General features: G+C 61.9%; 19 protein-coding genes and 1 pseudogene. 14 read left to right on the top strand and 6 right to left on the bottom strand.

Annotated elements, in window-relative coordinates; all coding sequences use genetic code 11:
• Positions 1 to 63: 63 nt before the first annotated feature.
• The 4 genes from ACZ5J0_RS14775 to ACZ5J0_RS14760 all read left to right on the top strand — a co-directional run bounded on the left by ACZ5J0_RS14775 (position 64) and on the right by ACZ5J0_RS14760 (position 9,944).
• A complete protein-coding gene (locus ACZ5J0_RS14775) occupies positions 64 to 1,926 on the top strand; it encodes an LPXTG cell wall anchor domain-containing protein (protein WP_464093377.1) in 1,863 nt (620 codons plus the stop codon).
• Positions 1,927 to 2,675: 749 nt separating this feature from the next.
• A complete protein-coding gene (locus tag ACZ5J0_RS14770; protein ID WP_223940721.1) occupies positions 2,676 to 3,893 on the top strand; it encodes an MFS transporter in 1,218 nt (405 codons plus the stop codon).
• Between the two features lie 257 nt (positions 3,894 to 4,150).
• Entirely contained in the window at positions 4,151 to 6,934 is a 2,784-nt protein-coding gene (locus ACZ5J0_RS14765; protein WP_464093376.1) for a S8 family serine peptidase, read from the top strand.
• Positions 6,935 to 7,136: 202 nt separating this feature from the next.
• Positions 7,137 to 9,944 (top strand): S8 family serine peptidase, encoded by a 2,808-nt coding sequence (locus ACZ5J0_RS14760; RefSeq protein ID WP_464093375.1) that lies wholly within the window; start codon positions 7,137 to 7,139, stop codon positions 9,942 to 9,944.
• 91 nt (positions 9,945 to 10,035) lie between these two features.
• Here the strand turns inward: ACZ5J0_RS14760 and ACZ5J0_RS14755 are convergent, their stop codons facing one another.
• On the bottom strand, positions 10,036 to 11,412 hold the full coding sequence (locus tag ACZ5J0_RS14755; RefSeq protein WP_464093374.1) for an acyltransferase family protein: 1,377 nt from the start codon (positions 11,410 to 11,412) through the stop codon (positions 10,036 to 10,038).
• Positions 11,413 to 11,631: 219 nt separating this feature from the next.
• On the opposite strand from ACZ5J0_RS14755, the gene ACZ5J0_RS14750 reads away from it, so the two are divergent.
• On the top strand, positions 11,632 to 11,901 hold the full coding sequence (locus ACZ5J0_RS14750) for a hypothetical protein (protein ID WP_464093373.1): 270 nt from the start codon (positions 11,632 to 11,634) through the stop codon (positions 11,899 to 11,901).
• Between the two features lie 48 nt (positions 11,902 to 11,949).
• Here the strand turns inward: ACZ5J0_RS14750 and ACZ5J0_RS14745 are convergent, their stop codons facing one another.
• Positions 11,950 to 12,861 (bottom strand): phosphatase PAP2 family protein, encoded by a 912-nt coding sequence (locus ACZ5J0_RS14745; protein ID WP_464093372.1) that lies wholly within the window; start codon positions 12,859 to 12,861, stop codon positions 11,950 to 11,952.
• A 155-nt stretch (positions 12,862 to 13,016) separates the two neighbouring features.
• Between ACZ5J0_RS14745 and ACZ5J0_RS14740 the strand changes: the two genes are divergently transcribed.
• The 4 genes from ACZ5J0_RS14740 to ACZ5J0_RS14725 are packed head-to-tail and all read left to right on the top strand — an operon-like array spanning position 13,017 to position 17,685.
• The gene (locus ACZ5J0_RS14740; RefSeq protein WP_464093371.1) at positions 13,017 to 14,435 is read left to right on the top strand and encodes an ABC transporter substrate-binding protein; all 1,419 of its coding nucleotides are present in this window, start codon (positions 13,017 to 13,019) and stop codon (positions 14,433 to 14,435) included.
• Positions 14,432 to 15,394, top strand: a complete 963-nt coding sequence (locus tag ACZ5J0_RS14735; RefSeq protein WP_464093370.1) for a carbohydrate ABC transporter permease — start codon at positions 14,432 to 14,434, stop codon at positions 15,392 to 15,394. Before ACZ5J0_RS14740 ends, ACZ5J0_RS14735 begins: the two co-directional genes overlap by 4 nt.
• 8 nt (positions 15,395 to 15,402) lie before the next feature.
• Positions 15,403 to 16,275: a carbohydrate ABC transporter permease gene (locus ACZ5J0_RS14730; protein WP_142938230.1), complete on the top strand. Its 873-nt coding sequence runs from the start codon at positions 15,403 to 15,405 to the stop codon at positions 16,273 to 16,275.
• 27 nt (positions 16,276 to 16,302) lie between these two features.
• Positions 16,303 to 17,685 (top strand): glycoside hydrolase family 32 protein, encoded by a 1,383-nt coding sequence (locus ACZ5J0_RS14725; RefSeq protein WP_464093369.1) that lies wholly within the window; start codon positions 16,303 to 16,305, stop codon positions 17,683 to 17,685.
• A 167-nt stretch (positions 17,686 to 17,852) separates the two neighbouring features.
• On the opposite strand, the gene ACZ5J0_RS14720 is transcribed toward ACZ5J0_RS14725, so the two are convergent.
• The 4 genes and pseudogenes from ACZ5J0_RS14720 to ACZ5J0_RS14705 all read right to left on the bottom strand — a co-directional run bounded on the left by ACZ5J0_RS14720 (position 17,853) and on the right by ACZ5J0_RS14705 (position 20,222).
• On the bottom strand, positions 17,853 to 18,935 hold the full coding sequence (locus ACZ5J0_RS14720) for a LacI family DNA-binding transcriptional regulator (RefSeq protein WP_142938232.1): 1,083 nt from the start codon (positions 18,933 to 18,935) through the stop codon (positions 17,853 to 17,855).
• 61 nt (positions 18,936 to 18,996) lie between these two features.
• Complete coding sequence (locus tag ACZ5J0_RS14715; RefSeq protein ID WP_464094732.1) at positions 18,997 to 19,437, bottom strand: DUF2510 domain-containing protein; 441 nt, start codon at positions 19,435 to 19,437, stop codon at positions 18,997 to 18,999.
• 87 nt (positions 19,438 to 19,524) lie between these two features.
• Positions 19,525 to 19,584: pseudogene (locus ACZ5J0_RS14710) on the bottom strand (hypothetical protein); the annotation flags it as partial.
• Positions 19,581 to 20,222, bottom strand: a complete 642-nt coding sequence (locus ACZ5J0_RS14705; protein WP_166841676.1) for a DUF2510 domain-containing protein — start codon at positions 20,220 to 20,222, stop codon at positions 19,581 to 19,583. The gene ACZ5J0_RS14705 and the pseudogene ACZ5J0_RS14710, both read right to left, overlap by 4 nt.
• A 101-nt stretch (positions 20,223 to 20,323) precedes the next feature.
• Between ACZ5J0_RS14705 and ACZ5J0_RS14700 the strand changes: the two genes are divergently transcribed.
• The 5 genes from ACZ5J0_RS14700 to ACZ5J0_RS14680 all read left to right on the top strand — a co-directional run bounded on the left by ACZ5J0_RS14700 (position 20,324) and on the right by ACZ5J0_RS14680 (position 26,264).
• Complete coding sequence (locus ACZ5J0_RS14700; protein ID WP_464093368.1) at positions 20,324 to 20,926, top strand: hypothetical protein; 603 nt, start codon at positions 20,324 to 20,326, stop codon at positions 20,924 to 20,926.
• Positions 20,927 to 20,987: 61 nt separating this feature from the next.
• Complete coding sequence (locus ACZ5J0_RS14695; protein WP_464093367.1) at positions 20,988 to 22,004, top strand: o-succinylbenzoate synthase; 1,017 nt, start codon at positions 20,988 to 20,990, stop codon at positions 22,002 to 22,004.
• 80 nt (positions 22,005 to 22,084) lie between these two features.
• A complete protein-coding gene (locus ACZ5J0_RS14690) occupies positions 22,085 to 24,172 on the top strand; it encodes a PhoX family protein (protein WP_464093366.1) in 2,088 nt (695 codons plus the stop codon).
• 156 nt (positions 24,173 to 24,328) lie between these two features.
• Positions 24,329 to 25,545 (top strand): IS3 family transposase gene (locus ACZ5J0_RS14685; protein WP_464094185.1). Its coding sequence is split into 2 segments (ribosomal slippage): positions 24,329 to 24,593 and positions 24,593 to 25,545, totalling 1,218 coding nucleotides; the frame shifts between segments, so codons are not numbered across the junction.
• 143 nt (positions 25,546 to 25,688) lie between these two features.
• On the top strand, positions 25,689 to 26,264 hold the full coding sequence (locus tag ACZ5J0_RS14680; protein ID WP_464093365.1) for an SOUL family heme-binding protein: 576 nt from the start codon (positions 25,689 to 25,691) through the stop codon (positions 26,262 to 26,264).
• Positions 26,265 to 26,349: the final 85 nt, after the last annotated feature.

Below are 26,349 nucleotides of genomic sequence, written 5' to 3'. Positions count from 1 at the left end.
GGTCATTCAGGCGATCCGTCACTCGGACGCCCTTGGGAACAACGTCTTCAGGAGAGAACCACAATGAACACGACCATACGCAAGTGCCTCATCGGCACATGCTTTGCAGGGGGCATGATCGTCCTCAGCGCCACAGCGGCAAACGCCGCTGACACCACCAGCGGCAAAGACGGAATCCTTTCCGGCACGCAAGTGGTTGCACCCGTAACAGCGCCGATAAGCCTCGGCGGAACATCACTTGGACTATTGGGGGATTCAGCAGCTACCGTCTCGGCACCTGCTGCAGGTTCGAGTGCCGCCGGCGCGGGCCCGGCGCCCACGGCCACCACCAACGGTTCCAACAGCATCGGCTCCGGAACGCAGATAGTTGCTCCGGTAACGGTGCCCATAAACCTGGGCTCGTCATCAGTGGGTCTGCTGGGGGGCTCCACTGCGACGAGCTCAGCCACACCTGCCGCTCCAGCCGCACCTGCGGCTCCCGCGGCTGCAACAAGCCCGACGCCGGCAGCCAGCACCAGCGGTTCGGACGGTATCGCCTCGGGAACCCAAGTAGTGGCACCGGTGACAGTGCCGATCAGCTTGGGTTCGACCTCAGCTGGTGTACTTGGCGACTCCGTTGCTACATCTTCAGCTCCTGCGCCGGCCCCTGCTGTGGCTCCGGCCCCAGCCTCAGCACCGGCGCAGGCAACCACGTCGGGGGGAGAGAGTATCGCATCCGGCGCTCAGGTAGTGGCTCCGATTTCGGTCCCTGTTAACATCGGAGCCACTGCCGTGGGTGTTGGCGGAGACTCCTCTGCTACCTCCGGCTCAGCTGCTTCTTCTGGTGCGTCGGCTCCTTCGGGTGCTTCGACCTCGGGTGCTTCCACTTCCGGTTCAGAAGGCATTGCCTCAGGTACGCAGGTTGTTGCTCCTGTGACGGTGCCGATCAACGTGGGTTCCACCTCCGCTGGTTTGTTGGGCGACTCATCTGCCGCGAACACGGGTACCGGCACCGGTGGAACTGCTTCGGCAGGCACCGCGTCCGGCAGCACCACCACCGGCAGCGATGGAGTTCTTTCCGGCACCCAGGTTGTTGCTCCGATTACGGCTCCCGTAACCCTCGGTTCCACCTCGGCTGGTTTGCTGGGTGATTCCTCCGCTACGAACACTGGTACCACTGGTGGAACTGCTCCGTCGGGCACCACGTCCGGCAGCACCACGTCCGGCAGCGATGGAGTTCTTTCCGGCACCCAGCTGATCATCCCGATCACGGCTCCGATCAACGCGGGTTCCACCTCGGCTGGTTTGCTGGGTGATTCCTCCGCTTCGAACACCGGCACCACTGGTGGAACTGCTCCGACGGGCACCACGTCCGGCAGCACCACCTCCGGCAGCGATGGAATTCTTTCCGGCACCCAGCTGATCGTCCCGATTACGGCTCCCGTAACCCTCGGTTCCACCTCGGTGGGAATTGGTGGGGGATCGACGGCCACTGTGAACCCTCCGGTTGTGAATCCTCCTGTGGTGAACCCTCCGGTGGTGAATCCTCCCGTGGTGAATCCTCCCGTGGTGAATCCTCCCGTGGTGAATCCTCCGGTTGTGAACCCGCCGGTTGTGAACCCTCCGGTGGTCAACCCTCCTGTTGTGAACCCGCCGGTTGTGAACCCTCCGGTGGTCAAGCCTCCTGTTGTGAACCCGTCGGTGGTCAATCCTCCTGCAAGTGTCGGAGTTAGCACGGGTACCGATACCCAGGCCAGCGCTGTAGTGGCGCAGGGTGCCGCCAAGGGTGCAGGGACGGCCGCAGCCTACACCGCCGTCGGAAGTGCCAACACCTTGGCCAACACCGGCCTGAACGGTCAGTGGGTTCTCTGGGCAGGGGCCATGCTCCTGATGGGGCTCCTGCTCGCAGTCGCTGGCCGCCGTAAGGCAGCAGCCAGCCGCCGCTAAGCCAAGGAAGTAATCTCACTTCGCGTGTAGTTGTTGCGGCTCCGACACCCCGGAGCCGCAACAATTGCGCGCACCCCCCCGCACGCCCCACCCCCGCACCCCCACGCTGCGTCGCTACCGTTAGCGCCGACCGCCCCGGTAAACCCACACCAACGTGTCGTCGCTACCGTTAGCGCCGATCGCCCCCGTAAACCCACACCAACGTGTCGTCGCTACCGTTAGCGCCGATCGCCCCCGTTGCCTCTGGTGCGATTGGCGCGAAAGGGTGCGGCCCTGATCACGAAGGGGAGCGCTGGGCGGCAAAGGGTGCGCAGCGAGGAAAACGGTGCGAGTCACGAAGGGGAGCGCCGGGCGGCAAGGGGTGCGCAGCGCGGAAAACGGTGCGAGCCAGCCGGTCACACGGGCCTGCCCCAGCCACCACCAACCACCAGCATTCACCGACCACGAACCAAGAACCACCGATCACCGCTACCGTTAGCGCCGATCGCCCCCGTAACCTCTGGCGCGATTGGCGCGTAAGGGTGCGGCCCTGACCACGAAGGGGAGCGCCCGGCGGCAAAGGGTGCGCAGCGAGGAAAACGGTGCGAGTCGCGAAGGGGAGCGCCGGGCGGCAAGGGGTGCGCAGCGCGGAAAACGGTGCGAGTCACGAGGTGGAGAGCCCGGCGGCAAAGGATGCGCAGCGCGGTAACAGTGTGAGCCAGCCAGCCCCTCCAAGCAACCACGGTGAGGGCGGTCATAGGATGAAAGGGATGACCACCACCCAAGCAGACAAAAACTTCAGCCTCCGCAGTGTAGCGCTCCCGGCATTCGGGCCAGCTGTGCTCTTCTGTCTCGGCGAGGGGGCTGTCCTGCCGGTCATTGCCCTCTCCGCCCGGGACCTGGGCGCTTCGGTGGCTGTATCGGCGTTGATCGTGACGCTGATAGGCCTGGGATCGTGGCTGTTCAACATTCCGGCGTCGATCATCACCGAGAAATTCGGTGAACGGTGGTCAATCGTCGGAGCGGGAACTGTGGGTGCGATTGCCCTCGGCGCGGCGGCGTTCGCCCCGCAGATGGAACATGGGCTCTGGCTCTTGGCCGCCTCCATGACCCTGGTTGGCATGTCGGCCAGTGTCTTCAACCTCGCACGGCAAAAGTTCCTCACTGAGGCAGTCCCCGTCATGTTTCGGGCGCGTGCACTCTCAACCTTGGGCGGTGTCACCAGGATCGGCCTCTTCATCGGGCCATTCGTGGGCGCCGGCGTCATGCAGTTCGCCGGGATCAGCGGCGCCTATTGGGTGGGCTTTGGTGGCATGCTTGCCGCGGCTGTTTTGTCTCTCACCATTCCGGATCTGGTAGCCCCCGGAACGTCCGACGGCGGTCCCCGGCCCCCGGCGTCGACGTTGCGGAGCGTCGCAGTTTCCCATGCCGGGGTGTTCCTGACGGTTGGCTTCGGCATCCTCCTGCTGAGCGCATTGCGCGCATCGCGGCAGGTGGTCATCCCGCTGTGGGCGGATCATTTGGGACTCGACGCCACCCATGCGTCGTTGATCTTCGGCTTGTCCGGAGCGATCGACATGTTGGTTTTCTACCCCGCGGGGAAACTCATGGACAGGAAGGGACGTCAGTGGGTGGCCATCCCGTCAACGCTGATCATGGGAACCGCTCTGATTCTGATTCCCTTCACGGCCGGATTCGTCCCGCTCCTCTTGGTTGCTTTGCTCATCGGGTTCGGCAACGGCATCAGTTCGGGGCTCATTATGACGCTCGGCGCCGACTTCTCGCCGGACAACGGGCGGAGCCACTTCCTGGGCATCTGGCGATTCATGGCTGACTCGGGTGGTACCGGAGGACCTGTGCTGCTGTCCGGGTTAACGGCCGCGTTCTCGTTGTCGGCGGGCGTCTGGGCCACAGGCGTACTGGGGTTCGCAGCGGCAGTGGTGTTCGCCGTCGCAATTCCACGGCTGAAGCACCGGCGTAATTATTAGCTTTGCGAGGGTGGCTTCGAAACTCTTTTGGCTGTCCGCAGATGCATCTGAAACCTGAAGAAGTTGGATTTGTGCAGTATGCAATAGGTAGGGTCAGGTCGCCTCGCTCGAAGCGCCGGGAGACTCCCAGGGAATTCGCAGGAAAGCCCAAGTGTGGCTAAACTCATGCTGGCCGCAGTCTCGCGGCCATTTTTCCGCGCTCTTGGGGGCGTTTGAGCAGAGGGCGCTGTCTTATGCAGATCCGACGGAGAGCCCGCATGCGCTCTCAAGTAATTCTTGCTGGCATTATCGCGATAGTGGGAGCCAGCTTGCCTGCGCTCCCAGCGGTAGCGGATGAGGTGCCGGCTCCGCCGAGTGCCGCAACTGAACCCACGCCCCACGGGACCGGTGTAATTGCAACGGACCAGTTCATTGTGAAATTCAAGGATCGGTACGGCATCAAGTCCGCGGATCGCCAGGCATCATTTGGACATGCCGCCAGTGCTGTGGGCGTTCCTGTACAAGCTGTCCGAACCACGGCCACAGGTGAAGACGTGGTGAAGACGGACCGGAGGCTCGGAACCGATGAAGCCAAAGAGCTTGTGGCGGCCCTGGCATCGGATCCGAACGTGGAATACGCGGAGCCGGACGTCATCATGCGTGCGTTTTCGGCAGCGCCGAACGATACTCACTACCCTATCCAGTGGGCCCACTCGGCTGAACCCGGAGGGATCCACGTCCGGGAGGCATGGGACTACAGCCAAGGTGAAGGGGCCGTGGTGGCCGTCATCGACACCGGCATCCTTGATCACAGCGATCTAAACCCCAATATCCTGCCTGGCTACGACATGATTAGCACAGCTGCGGTGGCACGTGATGGCAATGGGCGGGATGCGGACCCCACCGACAAGGGCGACTACAGCAGCGCCGGTCAGTGCGGTGTCGGAGAGCCTGCAGAACCGTCGTCCTGGCACGGAACGCATGTGTCCGGCATTATCGCAGCGGTTGCCGGAAATGGGAAAGGCATAGCGGGTGTGGCACCCAAAGCCAAAGTAGTGCCAGTCAGGGTGCTGGGTTTGTGCGGTGGTTACACCTCGGACATCACCGACGGAATCGTATGGGCAGTAGGCGGCAACGTTCCTGGCGTACCGGTCAATCCCAATCCCGCCCGGGTTGTCAATCTCAGCCTGGGAGCGGAGGCTGCATGCCCCTCCGCGTTCCAGAGTGCTCTGGATTTCGCGTCGACACGCAACGCGTCCGTGGTGGTGGCAGCCGGAAACGAGAACATGGACGCAACCTATGTCAGCCCCGCAAATTGCCGGAACGTCATCACTGTGGCGGCCAGTACCCGCGCAAAGCAACGTGCGTATTACTCCAATTACGGGAACAACGTTGATCTTTCAGCCCCGGGAGGTGACATGAGATACCAGGTTACGGATGGCGTGGTATCTACGCTCAACAATGGTCGGGACGTTGCAACCGGGGAAGAGTATTACATCAAGGCCGGAACCTCCATGGCGGCGCCACACGTTTCAGCCGTGGCCGCCATGATCACTGTGATGAAGCCATCTGCTACGCCATTCGAAGTGGAACAGAGACTTCGCGCCAATATTTCTCTGATGAGCTACTGTGCTGTCTGCGGTACGGGATTGCTGAACGCTGCGGCGGCCTTGAAGGATGTATGGATGGACGTGACTCCCATCGTTCCGAGCAAACCGACCATTGAAGGCAAGCCGAAAGTCGGCGAAACTCTGTCTGCCTATACGAGCCCATGGGTTCCAGTCGGACGGCTAGCAATGTACTACCAGTGGAATCGGAACGGCGTTCCCATTCCCGATGGTTACCCTTTTTCCTACACTCTGACACCTGAGGACCTGGGTGCCATCATCACCATTACTCAAACCGGGGTTCGAGCGGACGGGGCATCAGCCTCGGCGGTGTCTTTGCCGACCGCTCCCATCGGCCCGGGGCCGCTGGCTGCCTTAGAGCCGACCATCAGCGGCAGTGCCTACGTGGGCAGTGTTCTTACTGCGGAGACAGGTACCTGGGAACCTTCCCCTGTGGTCCACTCCTATCAGTGGAATCTAGGCGGTATTCCCATTGACGGTGCAGTGAACAGGGACTACACAGTGGTCAACGGGGACGCCGGTAAGCCCATCAGTGTCACAGTGACGGGGGACAAGCTGGGCTACACAACACAGTCACTAAGCAGTAAGCCGACTGTTGCCGTGGTGCCGGCGGACAAGGTGGTTTCTCCGCTGCCGGTTACCTTCGCCGAAGCCCCTTATATGGAAGACGATAGGTACACGATTCCAACATCTCCGGGTGTTAAGTACCAGGTGGACGGCGTAACGGTAGCCGCGGGATTGCACCTTGCCAGAGGGCAGGTGAGAGTTGTTGCAACCGCCGAAGATGGATACATGCTCCGAACGGGAGCACCAGCCCTGTGGACCGCTTACTTCAGCATGAGGGGGCCAAACTTCACCGCTCCAGCGGTTTCACCCTTCAAGGATGTTCTGACAACGCAACAGTTTTACAAAGAGATGTCCTGGTTGGCCGATCGGAAGATCTCCGCGGGTTGGACGGACGTAAATCAGAACGTCACCTACCGTCCGTTGACGGCGATCAACCGCGACGCCATGGCAGCATTCCTATATCGCATGGCTGGCTCGCCAGAGTACACCCCGCCCGTCCAGTCGCCCTTCAAAGACGTGCTGACAACCCAGCAGTTTTACAAGGAGATGGCGTGGTTGGCGGAGACCGGGATTTCGTCGGGGTGGACGGAGAACGGTGCGCGTTTGTACAAGCCATTGACACCCATCAACCGCGACGCCATGGCAGCCTTCCTCTACCGCCTGGCTAACAAGCCTGACTACGTGGCCCCTCCGTGGCTGCCCTTCAACGACGTAAGCGCGAGTCAGCAGTTCTACAAGGAGATGGCTTGGATGTATGAGTCCGGTATTTCTTCCGGCTGGACTGATGCATACGGATCACGCACGTATCAGCCGCTGGCGCCCATCAACCGTGATGCCATGGCTGCTTTCCTGTACCGGATGCCTTAGCGCACCATAAAGAGGAACAAGCGAAAATCAACCGGGGCCGGTTGCAGGAATTTCTGCAACTGGCCCCGGCCCTTTTGGGGTGACCATCAAGACTCACAGGGAATTCGCAGGAAAGTCCAAACTATGGCTAAACTCATGCAGGCCGCACTCTCGCGGCCATTTTTCCGCGCTCTTGGGGGCGTACGAGTAGAGGGCGCTGTTCATGCAGATCCGACGGAGAGCCAGTGTGCGCTCTCAAGTTATTATTGCGGGCGTTATTGCCCTGGTTGGAGCCGCCCTTCCGGCGTTTCCGGCCGTAGCCGATGAGACCCCGGTGCCAATGCCGAGTGCCGCGCCTCAGACGATGTCCACCTTTTCCGAAGAAATCCCCACGGATCAGTTCATTGTGAAGTTCAAGGAACGTGCCGGCATCCAATCGGCGGACAGAAAGTCATCTTTCGGTCGGGCTGCCAGTGCAGTGGGCGTGCCTGTTGAATCCGTGCGCACCATGGCCACAGGTGAAGAAGTGGTCAGGACTGATCGGAAACTCGGCGCGGCAGAAGCCAGCGAACTCGTTTCAAACCTTGCGTCTGACCCGAGTGTTGAGTACGCCGAGCCGGACTCCATTATGCGGCCGTTTGCTACTTCGCCTAACGACAACTACTACGACCTCCAGTGGGCCCACGGCACAGGTAACGGTGGAATGGGCGTTCTTGGTGCCTGGGATGTCAGCCAAGGTGAGGGGAGCGTGGTTGCGGTTATCGACAGCGGCATCCTGAACCACAGCGACCTGAATGCGAACATCCTTCCCGGCTACGACATGATCAGCGAGCCGGAAATCGCCCGCGACGGCAACGGCCGTGACTCAAACCCGCGTGATGAAGGTGATGGGACCTACTACGGCCAGTGCGGCACCGGATGGCCCGCGGAGTACTCCTCGTGGCACGGAACGCATGTAGCAGGAATTATTGGTGCGGTTGCCGGGAACGGTAAGGGCGTTGCTGGCGTAGCCCCCAAAGCAAAGATTGTTCCGGTTCGCGCACTGGGTATCTGCGGTGGCTACGTTTCGGACATCGCTGACGCGATCGTCTGGGCCGCTGGTGGAACTGTTGCCGGGGTCCCTGCAAACCAGAATCCCGCACGCGTCATCAACCTCAGTCTTGGGGGCCCCGGAGCTTGCCCCGCTTCCTACCAAAATGCAGCAGATTTTGCCCGTGGCAAGGGCGCTTCTGTAGTAGTCGCTGCAGGCAATGAAAACATTGACGCATCTCAGGTCAGTCCCGCAAACTGCAAGAATGTTTTGGTTGTTGGAGCCACCAAGAAGGACGGCAACAGGGCCTATTACTCCAACTTTGGCGTGAACGTAGATGTTGCTGCGCCGGGCGGCGACATGAGGTTTTCCGGTGCCGATGGAATCGTCTCAACGCTAAATGCTGGTTTGGACGTAGCCACCACGGAGGACTACTACCTTAAGGAAGGCACCTCCATGGCTGCCCCGCATGTAGCTGCGGTGGCCGCAATGATGTACTCCAAGCTGCCCGCGCTGACCCCCGCCGACATCGAGTACCGTTTGAAGGAGACGGCCCGGCCCGTCTACAACTGTAACTGTGGTGCGGGTTTGGTGGACGCCGGCAAAGCCCTCAAAATGCTCGCTGAAGATGTAGCGCCCATCGTTCCAGGAACGCCCACTATCTATGGTCAGACCAAGGTGGGCGCGATGCTGACCGCCAATCCGGGATACTGGAGTCCAGGCCGGGTAGTCAACAGCTATCAGTGGCTGCGCAACGGGGAGCCCATTCCTTACCAGAGGCTTGACCAGTACGTGCTTGCCCCCGAAGACGCAAACGCAGTCATCTCGGTACGGGTGACCGGAGCAAAGACGTATGCCACGAGTGTGTCGGCAACCTCGGCCCCTACTTCCCCCATCACCCCTGCGGACATTTACTCGGTCGCCCCGAAGATCACCGGCCCAGCCTATGTTGGCAGCGTTCTCAAGGCAGACGTGCAGCCTTGGGGACCGGCTCCGGTAGCGCTCGCATACGAATGGAAGCGCAACGACGATCCGATAACCGGAGCCACTGGTTCGGAGTACAGCGTCACCGAGACTGATATCGGTGCGACGATCACCGTTACAGTGACAGGTACCAAATTTGGCCACACCACGGTGTCCTTGACCAGTGATGCGACTGCTGCAGTACTGCCAGCTGACAAGGCTGTGACCCCGGGAAGCGTCGCATTCGTGGACGCCCCGCTTACCGACCAGGACACGTACACCATCCCCGACACGGAGGGTGTTGAGTATCGCGTCGCAGGTGAAGTAGTAGCTGCAGGGACGCATCCGGCCACTGGTCGGATCACGGTCACGGCAGCGGCGAAGGACGGTTTCGTGCTCAGAGCCGGTTCTACGGTGGAGTGGACGGAACGCTTTAGTGCCAAGGGCCCGGACTTCGTGCCTCCCGCTGTATCGCCTTTCAAGGACGTGCTGACAACTCAGCAGTTCTACCGGGAAATGGCGTGGATGGCTGATGCAGGAATCTCCAAGGGATGGGTTGAGGCGGACAACTCAGTTACTTACCGCCCGCTGACTCCGATCAACCGCGACGCCATGGCAGCATTCCTGTACCGCATTGCCGGTTCACCGGAGTACACCGCGCCGGCCCAGTCCCCCTTCAAGGACGTATCCACTACCCAGCAGTTCTACAAAGAGATGGCCTGGCTGGCGGAAAAGGGAATCTCCTCAGGCTGGACCGAGGGCGATGGATCCAAAACCTACAGGCCCTTGACGCCAATCAACCGCGACGCGATGGCGGCATTCCTTTACCGCTTGGCTGAGAAGCCGGACTTCCAGGAGCCCGCTACGTCACCCTTCCACGATGTGCTGACCACTCAGCAGTTCTACAAGGAAATGGCTTGGATGCTGGAGATGGAAATTTCCACGGGCTGGCTGGAAGCTAACGGCTCACGTAGCTATAAGCCACTTTCTCCCATCAACCGCGACGCCATGGCGGCATTCCTTTACCGCATGCCATAGCTGTTCGCGGGGGTCGCGACTTACCGACCTCTTTTGAACAAAGAACGGCCGCAGAACAACCCCATTAGGTTGTTCTGCGGCCCTTCGTCTTTCAAAGCAGGTCAGGAAGCCACGGCCCGGACGAAACAGTTCGCGGGGTCTTCCATGCCCGGTCCGGCAGCTTCCCGGACACCAGAGCTACGGCGAGCACCAGCAGCACCAGCCCCCAGCCAGCATTCGAAACGTCCAGCGCAGACCTCATCACCACGAACGGCGGGATGATCGCCAGCACGGTTCCGAGGGCGATGCGCCACATCGCCGGCCGCGATGCACCCGGTGCCAGCGCTGTGCTGGCAAGTTCCAGCCGGACCAGTGGGGTGGAAACGAGCAGCACCAGGGCCCAAGCAGCTACGTAGAACAGCGGCCGGGTGAGCCACCATTCGGTGCCGGCCGGTTCGGGGAACGGCAGTCGCAGGACCAGAGCAATGCCAAACATGGCGATGATCAACGGCAGGTGCCACAAGTAGATGGTCATGGCCCGACTACCCACCACGAACATCACCTTCTGCACCCAACCGATGTGGACGCATCGCTGCAGCGCCGGGTAGACGGCCTTCACCAACAGAATGTGTGCCAGCCCTACCAGGATCAGGGGAAACATGGGCGGGTTCTGGCTGGTCAGCATGTCCACCGGATACGGCCCGGCATGCGTGAGTGGAACCATCACGGCGTAGCAGCCGGCAGCAGCAAGAACCAGCTTCCACGTGGCGAAACGGTCAAAGAAGCCGTCGGCGTAGAAGAACCCAAGCTGTTGAAGGAGGCCCCACACGAACACCATGTTCAGCAGGCCGATCGGGTTCGAGTCGAAACCCCAAGGGTTGCGTTCCAGGCCCAGACGAAAGACATCGACGACGACGGCGCCCGCGGCCAGCGCTGCGATGGTCCGGTAAGGCGCTGCCTCGTGGAATTTTGCCATGGTGGGGACCATGGCTTGGCAGATAAGATACGCGGCCAGGAACCACAACTGCACTCCGGCGCCCGCAGCGATAACGGTGAGCAAATCGACGGGGACACCAGCCGCCGTCGCACTCCACAAAGCAATGGCGAGGAAGATGTATAAGGCGACCGTAGGCCGAACCAACCGCAGCACCCTGTTCCTGAGGTAATCGCCGGCATCGCCGCCTCTACGATTCAGGCTGCGCCACGACGTGAGCGAGGCGAAGCCGCCCACAATAAAGAACAGGGGCATGACCTGGCCGAACCACGTACCTTGCGCAAACCAGCTCAGCGACGTCAGGGGATTGCCCACGCCGATGCCGGACTCGTCCACGCTGATCCCCATCATGAGCAAATGAACCGCAACAACAGCAAACATGCAGGCAACGCGGATGAAGTCCACCACCAAATCGCGGGATGCGGGAACGGTGCCAGCCGGGGTGCTCCGGCGCGGGGCGGATTTGCGGGAGTCGGGCCTGAGGGTGGATGACATGCGAGCTCCTGTGCTTAGCAGTTGTTTGTCCATCGATTGGACTAACTGTAACTCATGAGGAGTAAGTAGTCGACGTCATCCCCGAAAATGTTGGTGATTGCAGGGTGGAATCGGCGCGGGTCGGCGTAGCCTAGAAGAGCACCTCCGTCCCTGATCAACCGAGTGTTCCACCGCCGCGCATGGCGCAGTTTGCGAATCTACCCCCACCAATGAAGGGCAGTGCTGATCGTTGTGCACATCAAAGAATTTTGGGACCAGCTTTCTCCCGAAACACAGCAATGGCTCGTCGACAATCCGGGAACCATGATCGTGCCAAGGACCGTCACCGCGATCATCAATGCGGAAACGGGGGAGGGGGACACCATGGATGCCCATGGTGGCACGGTGCTCACCGATGAGGATCGGCACTTCATCCAGGAGCAGGCCCGGAACCGCGTTTCGCCTTCTCCGGAGCCCATATTTTTCGACTCGGTCCGTCCAGAGGACTAAGCGCCGGGTGCGGCGCACCCCTTAGCGCCGATCGCCCCTCAAAGAGCGTCAGCCCTTGCGCGCCGCCATACCAAAAAGCCATGTGCCACCAAGGGCGGACAGGTATCCGGCGATCACGATGAAGGCGGTGCCGGCCCAGAAGTAGTCGATGGTGCTGTCTGTGCTGAGGCCGGGCATGACCTGGAGCAGCGAGTAGGCGGCAACAAAAGTAGCGATCGCCAGGGCCGCAACGGTAAGCCACACCCACAGCCGGGAAGCGGCCCAGTGTTCGCCGTAACCCGCCCAGACGTTCCAGCTGTTGCCGGTGCGGAGGATGAGCCATCCTGCCGGGAGCATGACGACGGCCACTACCAGGAATGCGGCCACGACGTCGGCCGGGCGGTGCCACTGGTTGATGAGCGTGGAGACGCCTGTTGCTACAGCGAAGGTGCTGCCCAGGAAGCCTGCCAGGGGGCGCCAGCGGGGCGAGACCATGAGGAACACGGCGGCTGCGGCGGACGCGGCCAGTGTGGTGTGTCCGGAGGGGAGTGAGTTCAGTACGAGTGTTTGTACGCCGCGGTCGGGCCGGTCCGGGATGAGGAGCTTGAGAATTTGTGTGGCTGCGTTGGCGGCGATGCAGGCTGCCACTGCGATTACGGCGGCGGTCCATCGCCTGCGCGCCACGGTCACGAAGAGAACCATGATGGCTGCAATTGCCAGCGAAAGCATGGGGAGCATATCCAGGAATTCGGTGGAAGCCCTGCCGGCTGTTCCGCCCAGAACGGTAGCTTCAACCAGTGCGGACTCGTCGATGAACTGGCCGGCGGTGGTGCGCACAAAGAAGTAGTACGTCGCGGCCAGGCCAACGGCGCTGGCAATCGTGGCGAGGCAGAAGAGAAATCCTGTGCCCGCGCCGGCGGGGCGTCCTTGAAGCGGCCGTTTGTTCGACCTCCCGCTGGTGCGGAATTGCTGGGAACTCATTCAGACTAGACTGCCACAGTTCTCTGGATAGCTCGTGTGAGCCGCCCCCGAGCGTGGCGGCCGAAGGTGAGCCCTTGGCAACATTCCTGTGATGCTTGACACGTGTTAGGTGACAGGAATAGGCTTCCTAACACGTGTTAGGGAAGGAAATCTACATGTCGGGAACCAATGGGGCTTTGCGTGAATTCACACGTAGGAGTGCCCTCACAGCCCTCGGCGCAGGAATTGTTGGAGTCACAGCGGCGTCGTGGCCGCGCTTGACCGGGGCCGACATTCCAGGCCGCGGAGACAATAGCCTCAGCATCGCCATCATGGGTACCGCCGCGGACGCTGAAGCCCGCCAGAAGGTCATCGACGCTTTCGCCAAGGTCCACCCCGAAATCAAGGTCAAGGTCCAGGCAATCCAAGCGGTGGACTGGAAGGACTTCTTCACCAAGATCCTCACCATGGTTGCAGCAGGCACCCCGCCGGACGTCGTGTACGTGGCCACGGAAGGCGCCCAGCTCTTCGCCGAGAAACTGGCCCACCCCTTGGATGAGTACCTGCGCCGCGACGCCGACCATATGCGTGAGTACTTCGAGGACGTTCACCCCAGCCTGGTGGAAGCGTTCATGTACAAGGGCAGCCTGTTCCAGCTCCCCATCGACTGGAACGCCGCCAATATGTACTACAACACCACGGCACTGACCAAAGCAGGTCTGGAACGGCCGTCCGACAACTGGACGCAGACGGACTTCCGCAGCACCCTCGCCGCCATGAAGAAGGCCAACCCCAAGGACTTCACCCCGTACTACTGGACCAACCGGCTCTTCGGTGGAGTGGTGCCGTGGCTCTACGCCAATGACACCAGCTTCCTCAAGGAGACCAAGTCCCCGGGTGGCGAATGGCTGTGGGACGGCTTCTATGCCAACGACCCCTCGCGCAGCCTCCGCTCCGGCGGCTACCAGTGGCTTGAGCCCAACGCCGATGATCCCAGGGTCTTCGAATCCTTCGATTACCTCCGCGGACTCGTGAAGGACGGATTGGGTGTGCGGCCGGAGGAAGGCGGCGGTAACTCGCTGATCGGCCTCTTCGCCTCCAACAGGATAGGTACGACGCCGGCGGGCGGCTATTGGGTGCAAGGCCTCCACGAGGCGGGGATGACGGAGAACGACTTCGACGTCCAGTTCTTCCCCAAGTGGCGGACCCAGCGGCATCAGTTCGGCACGGCGGGCTACGCGATTATGAAGACCGCCAAGGACAAGGACGCCGCCTGGGAATGGGTGAAATTCAGCTCCAGCCGTGAAGCCATGCAAATCGTGTTCCCCACACCGAACACCACCCCTGCGCGTCGTTCAATGGCCAACCAACAGCTCTACGCAGGAACAGGTCCGCGGAACTGGAAGGTCTTCTACGACACCCTGGACAGGTTCCCCACCACAGGTCCCATTCCAGCGCCACCCCAGCAGGCTTCCGTGGAAACAGCCCTCATGAAAAACGTAAGCCTGGCTGTCAGTGGAGACGAGCGTCAACTCAAGGACGCCCTCAGTTCCATGCAGCGCGATCTTGAACTGGCCCTGAGGAGGCAGCCATGAGCACCGCAACCAGTACGCCCACGGGGACGGGGAGCGAGTCGGGGCGGAAGCCGACCCATAAACACGCGCAGCCGTCCAAGCGCGGCCGGATGCAGCAACGCTGGCTGCCCTGGGCTTTCCTGGCGCCCACCATCGTGGGCATGGGCATCTTCACCTTGCTGCCAATCGTCGCTTCGATCGCGCTCGCGTTCTTCCGCTGGGACATCATCTCGGCACCAACGTTCGTGGGCTTCAACAACTTCGCTGAGGTGGTACAGGACCCCACCGTCAGGGTGTCATTCCTGAACACCATCGTCTTCGTGGTGGTGGCTGTGGCCCTCCAGCTCGGACTGGCACTTGGCCTGGCCATCATGGTGCAGGAGAAGCTCCCATCCTGGCTTAGGGTGTTCTTCCGATCGGCATTCTTCTTCCCGCTGATCCTCTCCGCGGCATCAGTATCGATTTTCATGCGGTACCTCTTCAACGAGCAATTCGGCGTCGTGAACTGGTTGCTGTCCATCGTTGGCATCCCCGCGGTCCCGTGGCTGACAACGCCAACCGGGTCAGCCGCCGTCGTAATTCTTGTCTATGTGTGGCAGAACTTCGGCTTCTCGTTCCTGCTGTTCATTGGCGGGCTGGCCTCCATTCCGGTGGAGACGTACGAGGCCGCATCGATCGATGGCGCCACCGGTTGGCGCAAGCATTGGTTCGTCACCCTGCCCCTGCTGAGCCCCACCACCTTGGTGGCCTCGGTGATGGCGATCATCAACGCGCTGCAAGTGTTCGATCAGCCCTACGTGCTCACCCGCGGCGGACCCGGTGACTCAACACGAACAGCCGTGATGGTGATCTTCGAGTCCGCGTTCCAGCGCCTTGAGTTCGGCCAGGCATCGGCGATCGGCGTGATCCTGACCCTGATCATCATGGCCATCACCGCCGCGCAATTCCGGCTCAGCAAACGATTCGTCTTCTACCAGTAAGGCCCGCCATGACCACCATTCAAGAACGTGTCACCACTACGGCGCCTGTAGTGAAGCGGAAGAAGCGCGACTGGTCCGTAGCCATCCGCGTGGTTGTCTTGCTAATAGCGTCCGTCTTTGTCCTGGGCCCGGTGATGTGGACGCTGTCCACTTCGCTGCGACCGCCGTCGGAATCCTTCCAGCTGCCGCCCGCGTTCCTTCCGCTGAACCCGGACCTGACCTCTTATGAGCAAGTGTTCAAGCAGCTCAACATCGTGGCCCTGGTCATTAACAGTGCCCTGGTGACCGGTTTGATCGCGGTGGGGCAGATGATCACCGCAGCGCTGGCAGGCTACGCGTTTGCGCACTTGAAGTTCCGGGGGCGCGGCGCGCTGTTCTCGATCGTGCTGGCCACCATGATGGTGCCTGCGCAGGTCACCATTGTGCCCGTCTTCATGCTGATCCGTGGCGTCGGACTCTCCGACACACTGCTCGCGCTGATCATTCCGGCCATCCCGACGGCGTTCGGCACCTTCCTGATGCGCCAGTACTTCATGGGGTTGCCGGGCGAGCTCGCTGAAGCGGCCGCGATCGACGGTGCCTCGCCGTGGCGGACGTTCCGCTCCGTGTACGCACCGCTGGCCATGCCTGGCCTGGCCATTGTGGGCATCCTGGCGTTCAACTTCCACTGGAACGAGTTCTTCAGGCCACTGATTATGACCATCTCCGAGCAGAACTTCACCCTGCCCCTGGGCTTGGTCTCGCTCCAAGGCAACCTCGGCACCGGAAGCATCTCCGTGGTCCTGGCCGGCGTTGTCCTCTCCATGATTCCCGCGCTGGTGGTGTTCATGTTCGGCCAGCGCGCGCTGCAGGACGGGCTCACCGCAGGCACGGGCAAGTAATTACCGATCTTTTTGAAAGGGGTTCCGTTGACGGACCTTGCACTCTCTTCCTCTCTTTCCATGGCGGCGACGCACCCGGATCCCGCCTTCCCGCGCTTCCACCCGCGGCCTGCGCAGGGATGGATCAACGATCCCAACGGTGTCAGCTACATCAACGGCCGCTACCACGTGTTCTTCCAGTACAACCCGCTGTCCGCGCGGCACTCCCAGATCAACTGGGGGCATGTGAGCTCCACTGATTTAGTGCGCTGGGAAGAGCACCCCGTAGCGCTTTCGCCGCAGGCGGGCGGCCCTGACTCCGCTGGATGCTGGACCGGTGTGGTGACCGACGACGACGGCGTGCCAACCGCTTGTTATTCCGGTATCAAGGACCACGGGGGTCATTCCCAGGTGGTCATTGCCCGCGGATCAGCCGACCTGGTTACGTGGAACCAGGACGGGCACGTTGCGGCGTCCATGCCCTCGGATCCGCTGGTCACCGCAGTGCGGGACCCTTTTATTTTTTGGTTTGGCGGTGCGCGTTACGCCATGCAAGGGGCAGGTCTGTCCGACGGCCGCGCCGCTTTGCTGCTGTACACGGTGTCTGACATGGACGCGTGGGAGTACCAGGGCATCTGGCTCACCAGCGACCACCCCGTGGCCGCTGCCCATACGCCCGCCGAGATCTGGGAATGCCCGCAGCTGGTGGAAGTGCCTTCTTCTTCCGGTGGGTCCAGCTGGGTCATGATGTTCTCCCTGTGGCTCTCCGGCGACGACCACGAGCACGCCAACGGGGTAGGGCACTTGATCGGGTCCCTGTCCTTGGACCCTGTGTCCGGGCTGCCGGTGTTTGCGCCTTCCTCCGGGGGGAAGTCCGATTTCGGCCGCGACTTCTACGCCCCTCAGATTGTGCAGCTCGCCCATGGGTCCTCACCCGCGGCACTGCTGTGGGGGTGGGCCAACGAGGGGCCAGGACGTGATGGTCGCCGGGGCCGCATGCAAGAAGAAGTCGACGACGCCGGGTGGTCGGGTGTGTTGACGCACCCCCGGGTTTTGTCCGTAGTTGGCGGGGCGCTCGCTGTTTCTCCTGCGCCCGAGGTTGAGGCGTATCGGGGTACTGCTGTGGTTACAGGTGCTGCCGGTGCCGTTGCGGTTCCCGAATTCGCCGAAGTGCTGGTGCGCGGTGCTGCAGGTGCCGGTTCCGTGGAACTGGTGCTTGGGTCCGGGGCCGCCGCTCAAGTGGTTTACTCAGGCTCCCTGACTCTGGACGAGGAGTTGCGCATCTTCATCGATGCGTCCCTCGTGGAGGTTTACCGCACCGGTTCCGTGGCCACCACCGTCCGGGCTTACCCGGCTCCGGGGGAGGAATGGCAGCTCACCTTGCCCGATGGCGCGACTGCCGACGTCTGGGTGTTGACGCTGCCCGAGTAGGCGGCAGGCCGCCGTCGTACGTCCGTTGTGAGGCCTGCTTTGCAGGCTTTCCGCTCGTCTTAGGGTGTAGAGCGGGCCTCGCAACGAGGGGGCTGCGTGTTGTGAGGCCTGCTTTGCAGGCTTTGGGTGTGTCGAGGGGTGCAGAGCGGGCCTCGCAACGGGCGGTGTTAGCGGGTGGGGGCGGGGCCTGTGGACTCGCGCACCACTAAGCGGCAGGGAACCATCGTTTCGACCGTGGTTCCCTTTCCTGCTGTGGGGGTGCCCGCGCCTACGCCCGCGCTTTCGCCCGTGCCCTCGATCGCGTCCAGCAGCGTGGTCATGGCGGCACGGCCGATCTCCCGCAGGGGCAACGCCATGGTGGTGAGTGAAGGCACCATGGTGTCGGCGATCCGGGTTTCGTCGTCGTAGCCCATGATGGACAGGTCCCCGGGAACACTGAGTCCCAAACGCGCGGCAGCAAGGGTCACACCCACCGCCAGGCGATCGTTCGCGCACATGATGGCCGTGGGCCGATCAGCCGGGGACACGCCGTCGAGCAGTTTCATGGCGCCGCGGAAACCGGCGTCGATATCCCAGCCGGCCATGAAGATCCGGTCTGCATGGACCGGGATATCGGCCGCTGCGTGTGCATCCCGGTAGCCCTGAACACGCAACGGGGCCGCGGGCGAGTCCTCCAACCCGGCAAGCAGCGCAATGTCCCGGTGGCCAAGTTCCAACAAGTGCTCCGTGGCCATCCTGCCACCGGATACCTCGTCAGGAATGACGTGATGCAGCTGCTGTTGAGGGTGGTTGTCATAGCAGTTGGCAAGGACCGAGGGGACGCGGAGCATGCCGTGCGGAATCTCAATGGGTTTCAAGCCAACTGTCACGTACATGAGCCCATCAACCTGCCGATCCAGGAGCGTTTCAATGGCGCTCGCATCCCTGGCGGTATCACTTTCGGTGTCCATCACTACGGTCACAAAGCCGCGGCTGCGGGCGACGTCGTCGGCGCCACCGATGATGTTGCCGTCAAAGGGGCTGACCACTACTTCGTCGGACAGGATGCCGATCACACGAGAACGCTGGTTCCGCAGGCTCAGGGCAATAGCGTTGGGGGAGTAGTTCAATTCAAGGGCGGCCTGCCGGATCCGGTCCTGGCTCTCCTTGGCCACGTTCCCGTCGCCACGCCCATTTAGAACCAGCGAGACCGCGCTCCTGGACACACCCGCCCTCTTGGCGACGTCCAGTGCAGTGGCCTTGCGGTTCATGGAAGTCCTTCCGTCCTTTATTGTCAGCAGTCTACCTAACGCGTGTGAGGATCCGGTGGGGTCAGGCTGGGTAACCCAATTCACGCAACGCGGCCTCCATGAAGTCCAAGGCCTTGATAGTCCCCGCCACGAAATAAAGTCCCCACGCCGCGAGGATGACCACCAGTGGCCACAAGCCCCGCCGTGGAGCCACCTTGTGGATTACCACCGACCGTCCAATGACATAGGGAATCCCTCCCAGAAAGGACCATGCCCAGTGGAATGGTCGCGTGACGCCCGTTTTCAGCAAGCGTCGGGTATCAAGCAGGGCCAGCACCACTGTGGAGCAATAGGTTAAGACCAATCCGCCCCAGATCAGGAAGTAGCCAGTGCTGATGATCGTGGCGGGGTCCAGGGTGAGGGCGCCGTTCCGGGTGTAGGTACGGATCTCGATATGCCACGTCAACATGAGTAGGCCCGGAAGGAAAGGCAGGACGGCAATAAGCCAGAAGTACGGATTCACAACGCTCTGGCCTTGGCGAAGCATCGGGCGCTGAATCGCTGGAAGTGGGACCCCTGCAGGTACCACGTAGTCTACCCACTCAGTACCGTTCCACCATCGGAGGCTGTGGGGGTCCCGAGCATCTGCATACCACCCGGGAACTGTCACGTCTGGACCGAATACCCCAACTGGGAATACACGGACTGCATGAAATTGGACATCCAGATGCCGGTGATCACCATGCTGATAACAAACACGGCGATTGTTGCCCAGACAGGCCACAGCCCACGATTAGGCGCCACTTTCCTAACGATCACAGAGCGGCCGATCACGTACACCAGCGCGCTAAGGAACGCCCACGCCCAGTGAAATGGACGGACGACGCCGGACTTGAGGAGGCGCTGACGGTCCAGGAAAGCGAAAAACACCGAAAGCCCGTAGGACAGGAAACTAGCGCCCATCAGCAGGAAATAGCCAGGGGTGTACATGGAGAAAGGATCCATGGTGGTGACCCCCTGCCGGGTGGTGATCATCCTGAACTCCGGCTGCCACGTGAGTAGAAGCAGGATGGACAGCAGCGGCAACAAGGTGATCGCCCAGATAAACGGGTTGTACACCGGAGTCTCCGGGCTGAGCTGCGGACGTGGCTGCTGGACGGGAACCTGGAACTGTCCTGGCGCCTGGAACTGAGCCGGCGCCTGGTTGGCTGTCCACGCGCGTCCGTCCCACCATCGGACGAGCCGCGGGTCTGAAGGGTCCGGGTACCAGCCGGGAGGCGTCGCGGAACCGGGCGTTGATTGAGTCATATCTCCCCCACTTTGAGTCGTATTCCGAGAATATCGCGATTGCTGCCTCTCGGTTGCCACACACCTCTCCCGGTCCCGTTGCGGCGGTGTAAGGATGGATCATGAGCTTCTTCGATGACGTCTCCGAGCAGCCCGCCCGGCCGCGGGAACCGCAGCCTGCCCAGCCGGGGTGGCTCGGCCCGCCGTCGGACGAGCTGCCCGGTATTGCCCGCGTCGGAGGGTTCGTTCACAAGGACAGCCGCACCGTGGTGGTCCTGAAACTTGTGGAGGTGTACTCCACCGGTTGCCTGTTTGACCTGGTCTGGTCGGTGCAGCGGGGCAGCGAATCGGACCAGGAGTGGCGGGAGATGGTGGAGGAGAGCTACAACCGCCCGCGATCAAGCCTGGACACCCGGACGGGACTGGAACTGGGTGTAGCTGTTGCGGACGGACGCAAGGCTGTTGCGGCCATCCACGGACCGGCGGCCTTCGAAGATGCAGCCGTCACTGGCCCTGTGCTGACAACCTTGGGAGGTGGCGGAGGAAGCAACAACTCCGAGTTCGTTCAATTCACCGGCAGGTACTGGTTATGGCCGTTGCCAATGGAAGACATCACGCTCGTACTGCGATGGGAAGCGCTGGGGATACCGGAAAGCTCACTTGTCCTGTCCGGTGAGCAGTTGGCTGAAGCCTTGGCGGATGCGCAGAAATACTGGGACCAGTAGCTTTTCCACATAGCCGAATTGGCCTGCCTCTTGGGTGGGAAGCCGCCGGTACAGTGGCAATATGCCTGCATTTCCCTCGCTCGAAGAACTCCTCGATTCCGCCCACGTAGTCTCGCTACCCATGCGCGTGAAATTCCGCGGCATCATGGAGCGCGAGACCCTCCTCCTGCGAGGACCTCTTGGATGGGGTGAGTTCTGCCCCTTCCCCGAATACGACGACGACGAATCCTCCCGCTGGCTGGCCGCAGCTTTGGAAGCGGGCTGGCTTGGTTTCCCCCCGCCTTTGCGGGACAGGATCCCGGTCAATGCTACAGTTCCCGCCGTCGCGGCCGAACGTGTGCCTGAGGTGCTTGCGCGCTTCGGCAGGGTTGACGCCGTCAAGATCAAAGTCGCGGAGCGGGGCCAGGAACTGGCGGACGACGTCGCGCGGGTACACGCAGTCCGTGACGCCCTTCCTGATGCTGCCATCCGGGTGGATGCCAACGGGGGATGGGACACAGATCAGGCCGTGGAAGCCCTTGGCAAACTATCCGCAGTAGGCCTCGAATATGCTGAACAACCCGTCCCCACCATTGACGGCCTGGCGGAGGTCCGGCGTCGGCTGACTGCAGCCGGTACGCCGGTCCTCGTCGCCGCAGACGAGAGCGTCCGGAAGGAAGACGACCCCCTTCGTGTTGCCCGGGCCGGTGCTGCCGACCTGATCGTGGTCAAGGTCGCGCCACTTGGGGGAGTCGCACGCGCACTGCACATCGTGGAGCAGGCTGGACTGCCCGCCGTCGTAAGCTCGGCACTGGACACCTCGGTGGGAATACGTGCCGGCCTGGCGCTCGCAGCCGCGCTCCCGTCCCTTCCCTATGCCTGCGGCCTTGGCACCGTTTCGCTGTTCGCTTCGGACATCACGCTGGACCCGCTGGTGGCCGACGACGGCGCCATCCAGTTACGTGAGACCCTGGCCGATGCCGGGCTGCTTGAGCAGTACGCGGCACCGGGGGAGCGCCGGGACTGGTGGCTGGACCGGCTCCGCCGCGTGCACTCAACGTTGGCGCGAAACCAGCACGGTTTGTTCACCGGGTCTTAACCAGAGGGACCTCTCAGCTTTGGATTCCGCTGAAAGGCTCAGCGGGAACCTCGTACATCCTCTGGAAGGTCTATACCCCCATGTCTGAAACCACCGGACGCACGTTTCCGCTGCTCCCCATGCTCGGCCACACAAAAGGCAAGCGCAGCCCCGTCACGTGTGCCTTGAAATGCGACAACGCCTGCTCAGGCGATGTTTGCAACACCAGCGCCAATGGATACTTCCGCGACATCGCCTCAACCGCTATGTCCCGCCGCGCTGCGCTGGGGCTCGGGGCCGCCGGAGCGCTTGCAATCGTGCTCGGTGGTGCCGTAACCGGTGGTGACACCGCTGTGGCCGACTCCGGTCAAGGGCTCTCCGATGCCGCAAAGAAGGGCTTCGACAAGTCCAAGCTGAAGTTCACCGCCATCAAGCCCGTAGACGCAGCAGTGGATGCCTTCACTGTCCCCGAGGGCTTTGACTGGAAACCGATCATCCGCTGGGGCGATCCCCTCTTCGCCGACTCGCCGGCCTTCGACCTCAACGCGCAGACCGCGGCAGCACAGGCCCGCCAGTTCGGCTACAACAACGACTACACGGACATCCTGCCGATCCCCGGATCCAAAGACCGCCGGGCCGTGCTGTTCAGCAACCACGAGTACACCAACGAGAACATCATGCTGCCCGTAGGCTTCGACCCCGCCGAAGCACGGGCAATCGGTCGCGCAGGGCACGGACTGGCCGTGGTGGAGCTCGAGCGCAAGAACAAAAACAAGCCGTGGAGCTACGTCCAGGGCGCACCGTTGAACCGGCGCTTCCTCACAGACACTGTCTACGAGCTGACCGGACCCGCGGCTGGCACCAACCTTGTCAAGACCATTGATGACCCCGCCGGCCGCTGGATCAAGGGCACGCTGGGCAACTGTGCCGGTGGGACCACCCCGTGGGGAACCATCCTCTCCGGTGAGGAGAACTTCAACGGATACTTCGCAGCTCCGGGCACCAGCGACGGCGACAAGCGCTATGGGATTTCCGCGAAGGCAACCACACGCCAGTGGGAGCTCGACGAGCCTCGTTTCGACACCCGTAACTCCGGCTACGCCAACGAGACCAATCGCTTCGGCTGGATCGTGGAAGTGGACCCGTTCGATCCCACCTCTACCCCCAAGAAGCACTCCGCCATGGGCCGCTTCAAGCACGAGGGCGCCAACGTCATCGTCGCTCCTTCCGGTCACGTAGTGGCGTACATGGGCGACGACGAGCGTTTTGATTACCTTTACAAGTTCGTCTCCAAGGGGAAGTACCAGGCTGGTGACTCCAAGGAAGCCCGCAAGAACAACATGAGCTTGCTTTCTGAGGGCGACCTCTACGTGGCTCGTTTCACGGGTGACTCTCCTGCCGACATTGACGGCACGGGCAAACTCCCTGCCGACGGTGCGTTCGATGGCACTGGTGAATGGCTTCCGCTGGTGGTCAACGGCACCTCCGCTGTGCCGGGCATGACCGTCCCCGAAGTTCTCGTCTACACCCGCCTCGCTGCCGACAAGGTTGGCCCCACCAAGATGGACCGTTGTGAGGACGTGGAGCCCAACCCGCGTACGGGCAAGGTCTACGTCGCCTGCACCAACAACACGGACCGTGGCAAGCCGGGCAAGGAAGGCGCCACCGAGGTCAACCCGCGCACCCTGAACCGTGACGGCCACGTCGTGGAGATCACCGAAGGACGCGAGCAAACAGGCACCAAGTTCAACTGGAGCCTCCTGTTGGTAGCTGGCGATCCCTCCAAGAACACCTCCACGTACTTCTCCGGATTCCCGGCCAACAAGGTCTCGCCCATTTCATGCCCGGACAATGTGGCCTTCGATTCCGTGGGCAACCTCTGGATCTCCACCGACGGCGCCCCCGGCACCATCGGCTACGCGGACGGGCTCTTCAAGGTCACCCTCGAAGGACCTGAGCGCGGCAAGGTTGAGCAGTTCCTCGCTGTCCCGCGCGACGCCGAAACATGCGGACCTATCATTCACGATGAAGAACGCACCGTCTTCGTCGCCGTTCAGCACCCTGGCGAGGACGGCTCATTCGCAGCCCAGAACTCCTTCTTCCCGGACTACGTTCCGGCCGGAGCCACACCTCCCGCCGGTGCAGTGCGCGCCCCTCGCCCCTCGGTGGTGCAGGTCTTCCGCAAGTAACGCCTGCTTCTTTCGACACTGACAAATGCTCCCTCTCCCGCTGTCATGGGTGGGGGAGCATTTTCGTCATCCGACGCTCGCTCACATCACGCGTGCCTGAACCAAACTGCGGCCGTATGGTTTTCTGAGACAGGTTGATGGGAGATCGACTTCAGAATGACTGGTCCTAGAAGAAAATATGATGCGGCTTTCCGTAAGGAAGCTGTGCAGCTGGTGTTGTCCTCGGATCGTTCAGTGAAGCAAGTCGCTGACGAGCTCGGGGTTAAGGAGAGCACGTTGGGGAACTGGCTTCATCGGCACCGGGGAAAACATCAGGACGGTCCTGCTCTAGAGCCTGTGGACCCGGGCCCGGTGTCCTGGGATGAACACCGGAAAGCCTTGGCTGAGAACGAGAGATTGAAGGCCGAGGTCGAGTTCTTGGGAAAAGTCAGCGCCTTCTTTGCCGCGAAGCAAAAGTAGAGGACTTCTACGAGTTCATCGAAGCGGAGAAGGCCAACCATTCCGTGGCCTGGCTATGCCGGGCGTTGAAGGTTTCCAGGGCCTCGTTCTACCGATGGCGCAACCCGGCCGGGCCATCCCCGCGGGCAGTACGGCATCAGGATCTCGCCGCCGCGGTTACCGAGCTGTATAAGGAGGAGAAGGGCCGTGCCGGCCGGGACCAACTGACCCTGCTTTTGAACGAGAAGGGAGTGCGGGTCTCGGCCCCCACTGTCGGGGCGATCATGCGTGAGCACGGGCTGCGGGCCGTCCGCACCCAGGCCTGGAAGGCAACTACCGTCCAGGATCCGCAGGCCAAAACAGCCCACATCGAGAACCACATGCTCGATGCAGAGGGCAAGCGGGACTTCACCTCAACAGTGCCCGGAACCCGCCTGGTCGGTGACATCACCTACCTGCGCACGGGTGAGGGCTGGCTCTACCTGGCTACGGTGATCGATCTTTTCTCCGGCATGGTCATCGGCTGGTCCATGGCCGGGCACATGCGCGCGAGCCTGTGCACCGCGGCGCTGCAAATGGCCCGCAACCACGGCCACCTGACCGGGGCCTCGGTGGTGTTCCATTCGGACCGGGGCACCCAATACACCTCGGATGAATTCCAGAAATGGTGCGGCGATAACTCGGTGACGCAGTCCATGGGGAAAGTCGGGGTCTGCTGGGACAACGCCGTCGCGGAGAACTTCTTCTCCCACCTCAAAACCGAGTTCTACCACCACCAACGCTACGGCTCCCGACTCGCCGCCCGAACCGGTGTCATGGAATACATCGAGGGCTGGTACAACCGCCGCCGGCCCAACCGCCGAGCCGGCGGCATACCACCAGCCAAAGCCCACACCAACTACCAAACCCGCGCCCAGCAACCCCTGGCCGCCTAACCAAAAACAACAACGAGACCTGTCTCAAAAACTTGACGACCGCACACCCTCTATCACGTCCCGCGTGCTTGCGGCGGGACCTTCTCTCACATTCCACTGCTCTCTGGCGGCTAGTGCCGCGGCGGCGTAGGGTCGATTGGACCATGACTGAACAGCAGCCGTACGATCTGGTCCAGCAGTATCCGCACTTCGAGCTTCGTCGCTACCCCGCGCATGTCCTCGCGGAGGTGCAAGTCCACTCGGCGTTCGATCGCGCCGGGAACGAGGCCTTCCGTTACCTTTTCAACTACATCAGCGGCAACAACACCAGCAGGCAGAAGCTGTCCATGACCGCGCCTGTCATTCAAGAAAGCGGAACGTCGGAGGAACTGGTCATGACGGCGCCGGTCTTGCAAAGCGGACCGATCTCTGGGGCTGCAGATGATGACTACGTTGTTGCTTTCGTCCTGCCAGCAGGACTGACAGCAGAGACTGCTCCAAAACCTGAAGAGCCCAGGGTCAAAATCCGTGAGGTACCGGGGGCGTTATCTGCTGTAGCACGATTCACAGGCAATGGCTCAGCCGCGGCCTTTCAACGCCATACTGTAGCGCTGATGGAGGCCCTTCAACTGGCTGATCTGACTCCCATCGGTTCGCCCAGGTTCGCGCGCTTCGACCCACCTTTCAAACCTTGGTTCCTCCGCCACAACGAGGTAGTCCTTGACGTTAAGGAACCCTAACCTGACCGATGTGAGAGATGGTTGGCCGGGAGGGCTCGGGATGTGAGAGACGGTTGGCCGGGAGGGCTCGGGATGTGAGAGACGG

The organism is Arthrobacter sp. DualSoilB13 (assembly GCF_055389195.1).
The sequence above is the reverse complement of the archived record's forward strand: the minus strand, read 5'-3'. Positions and strand labels throughout refer to the sequence as shown.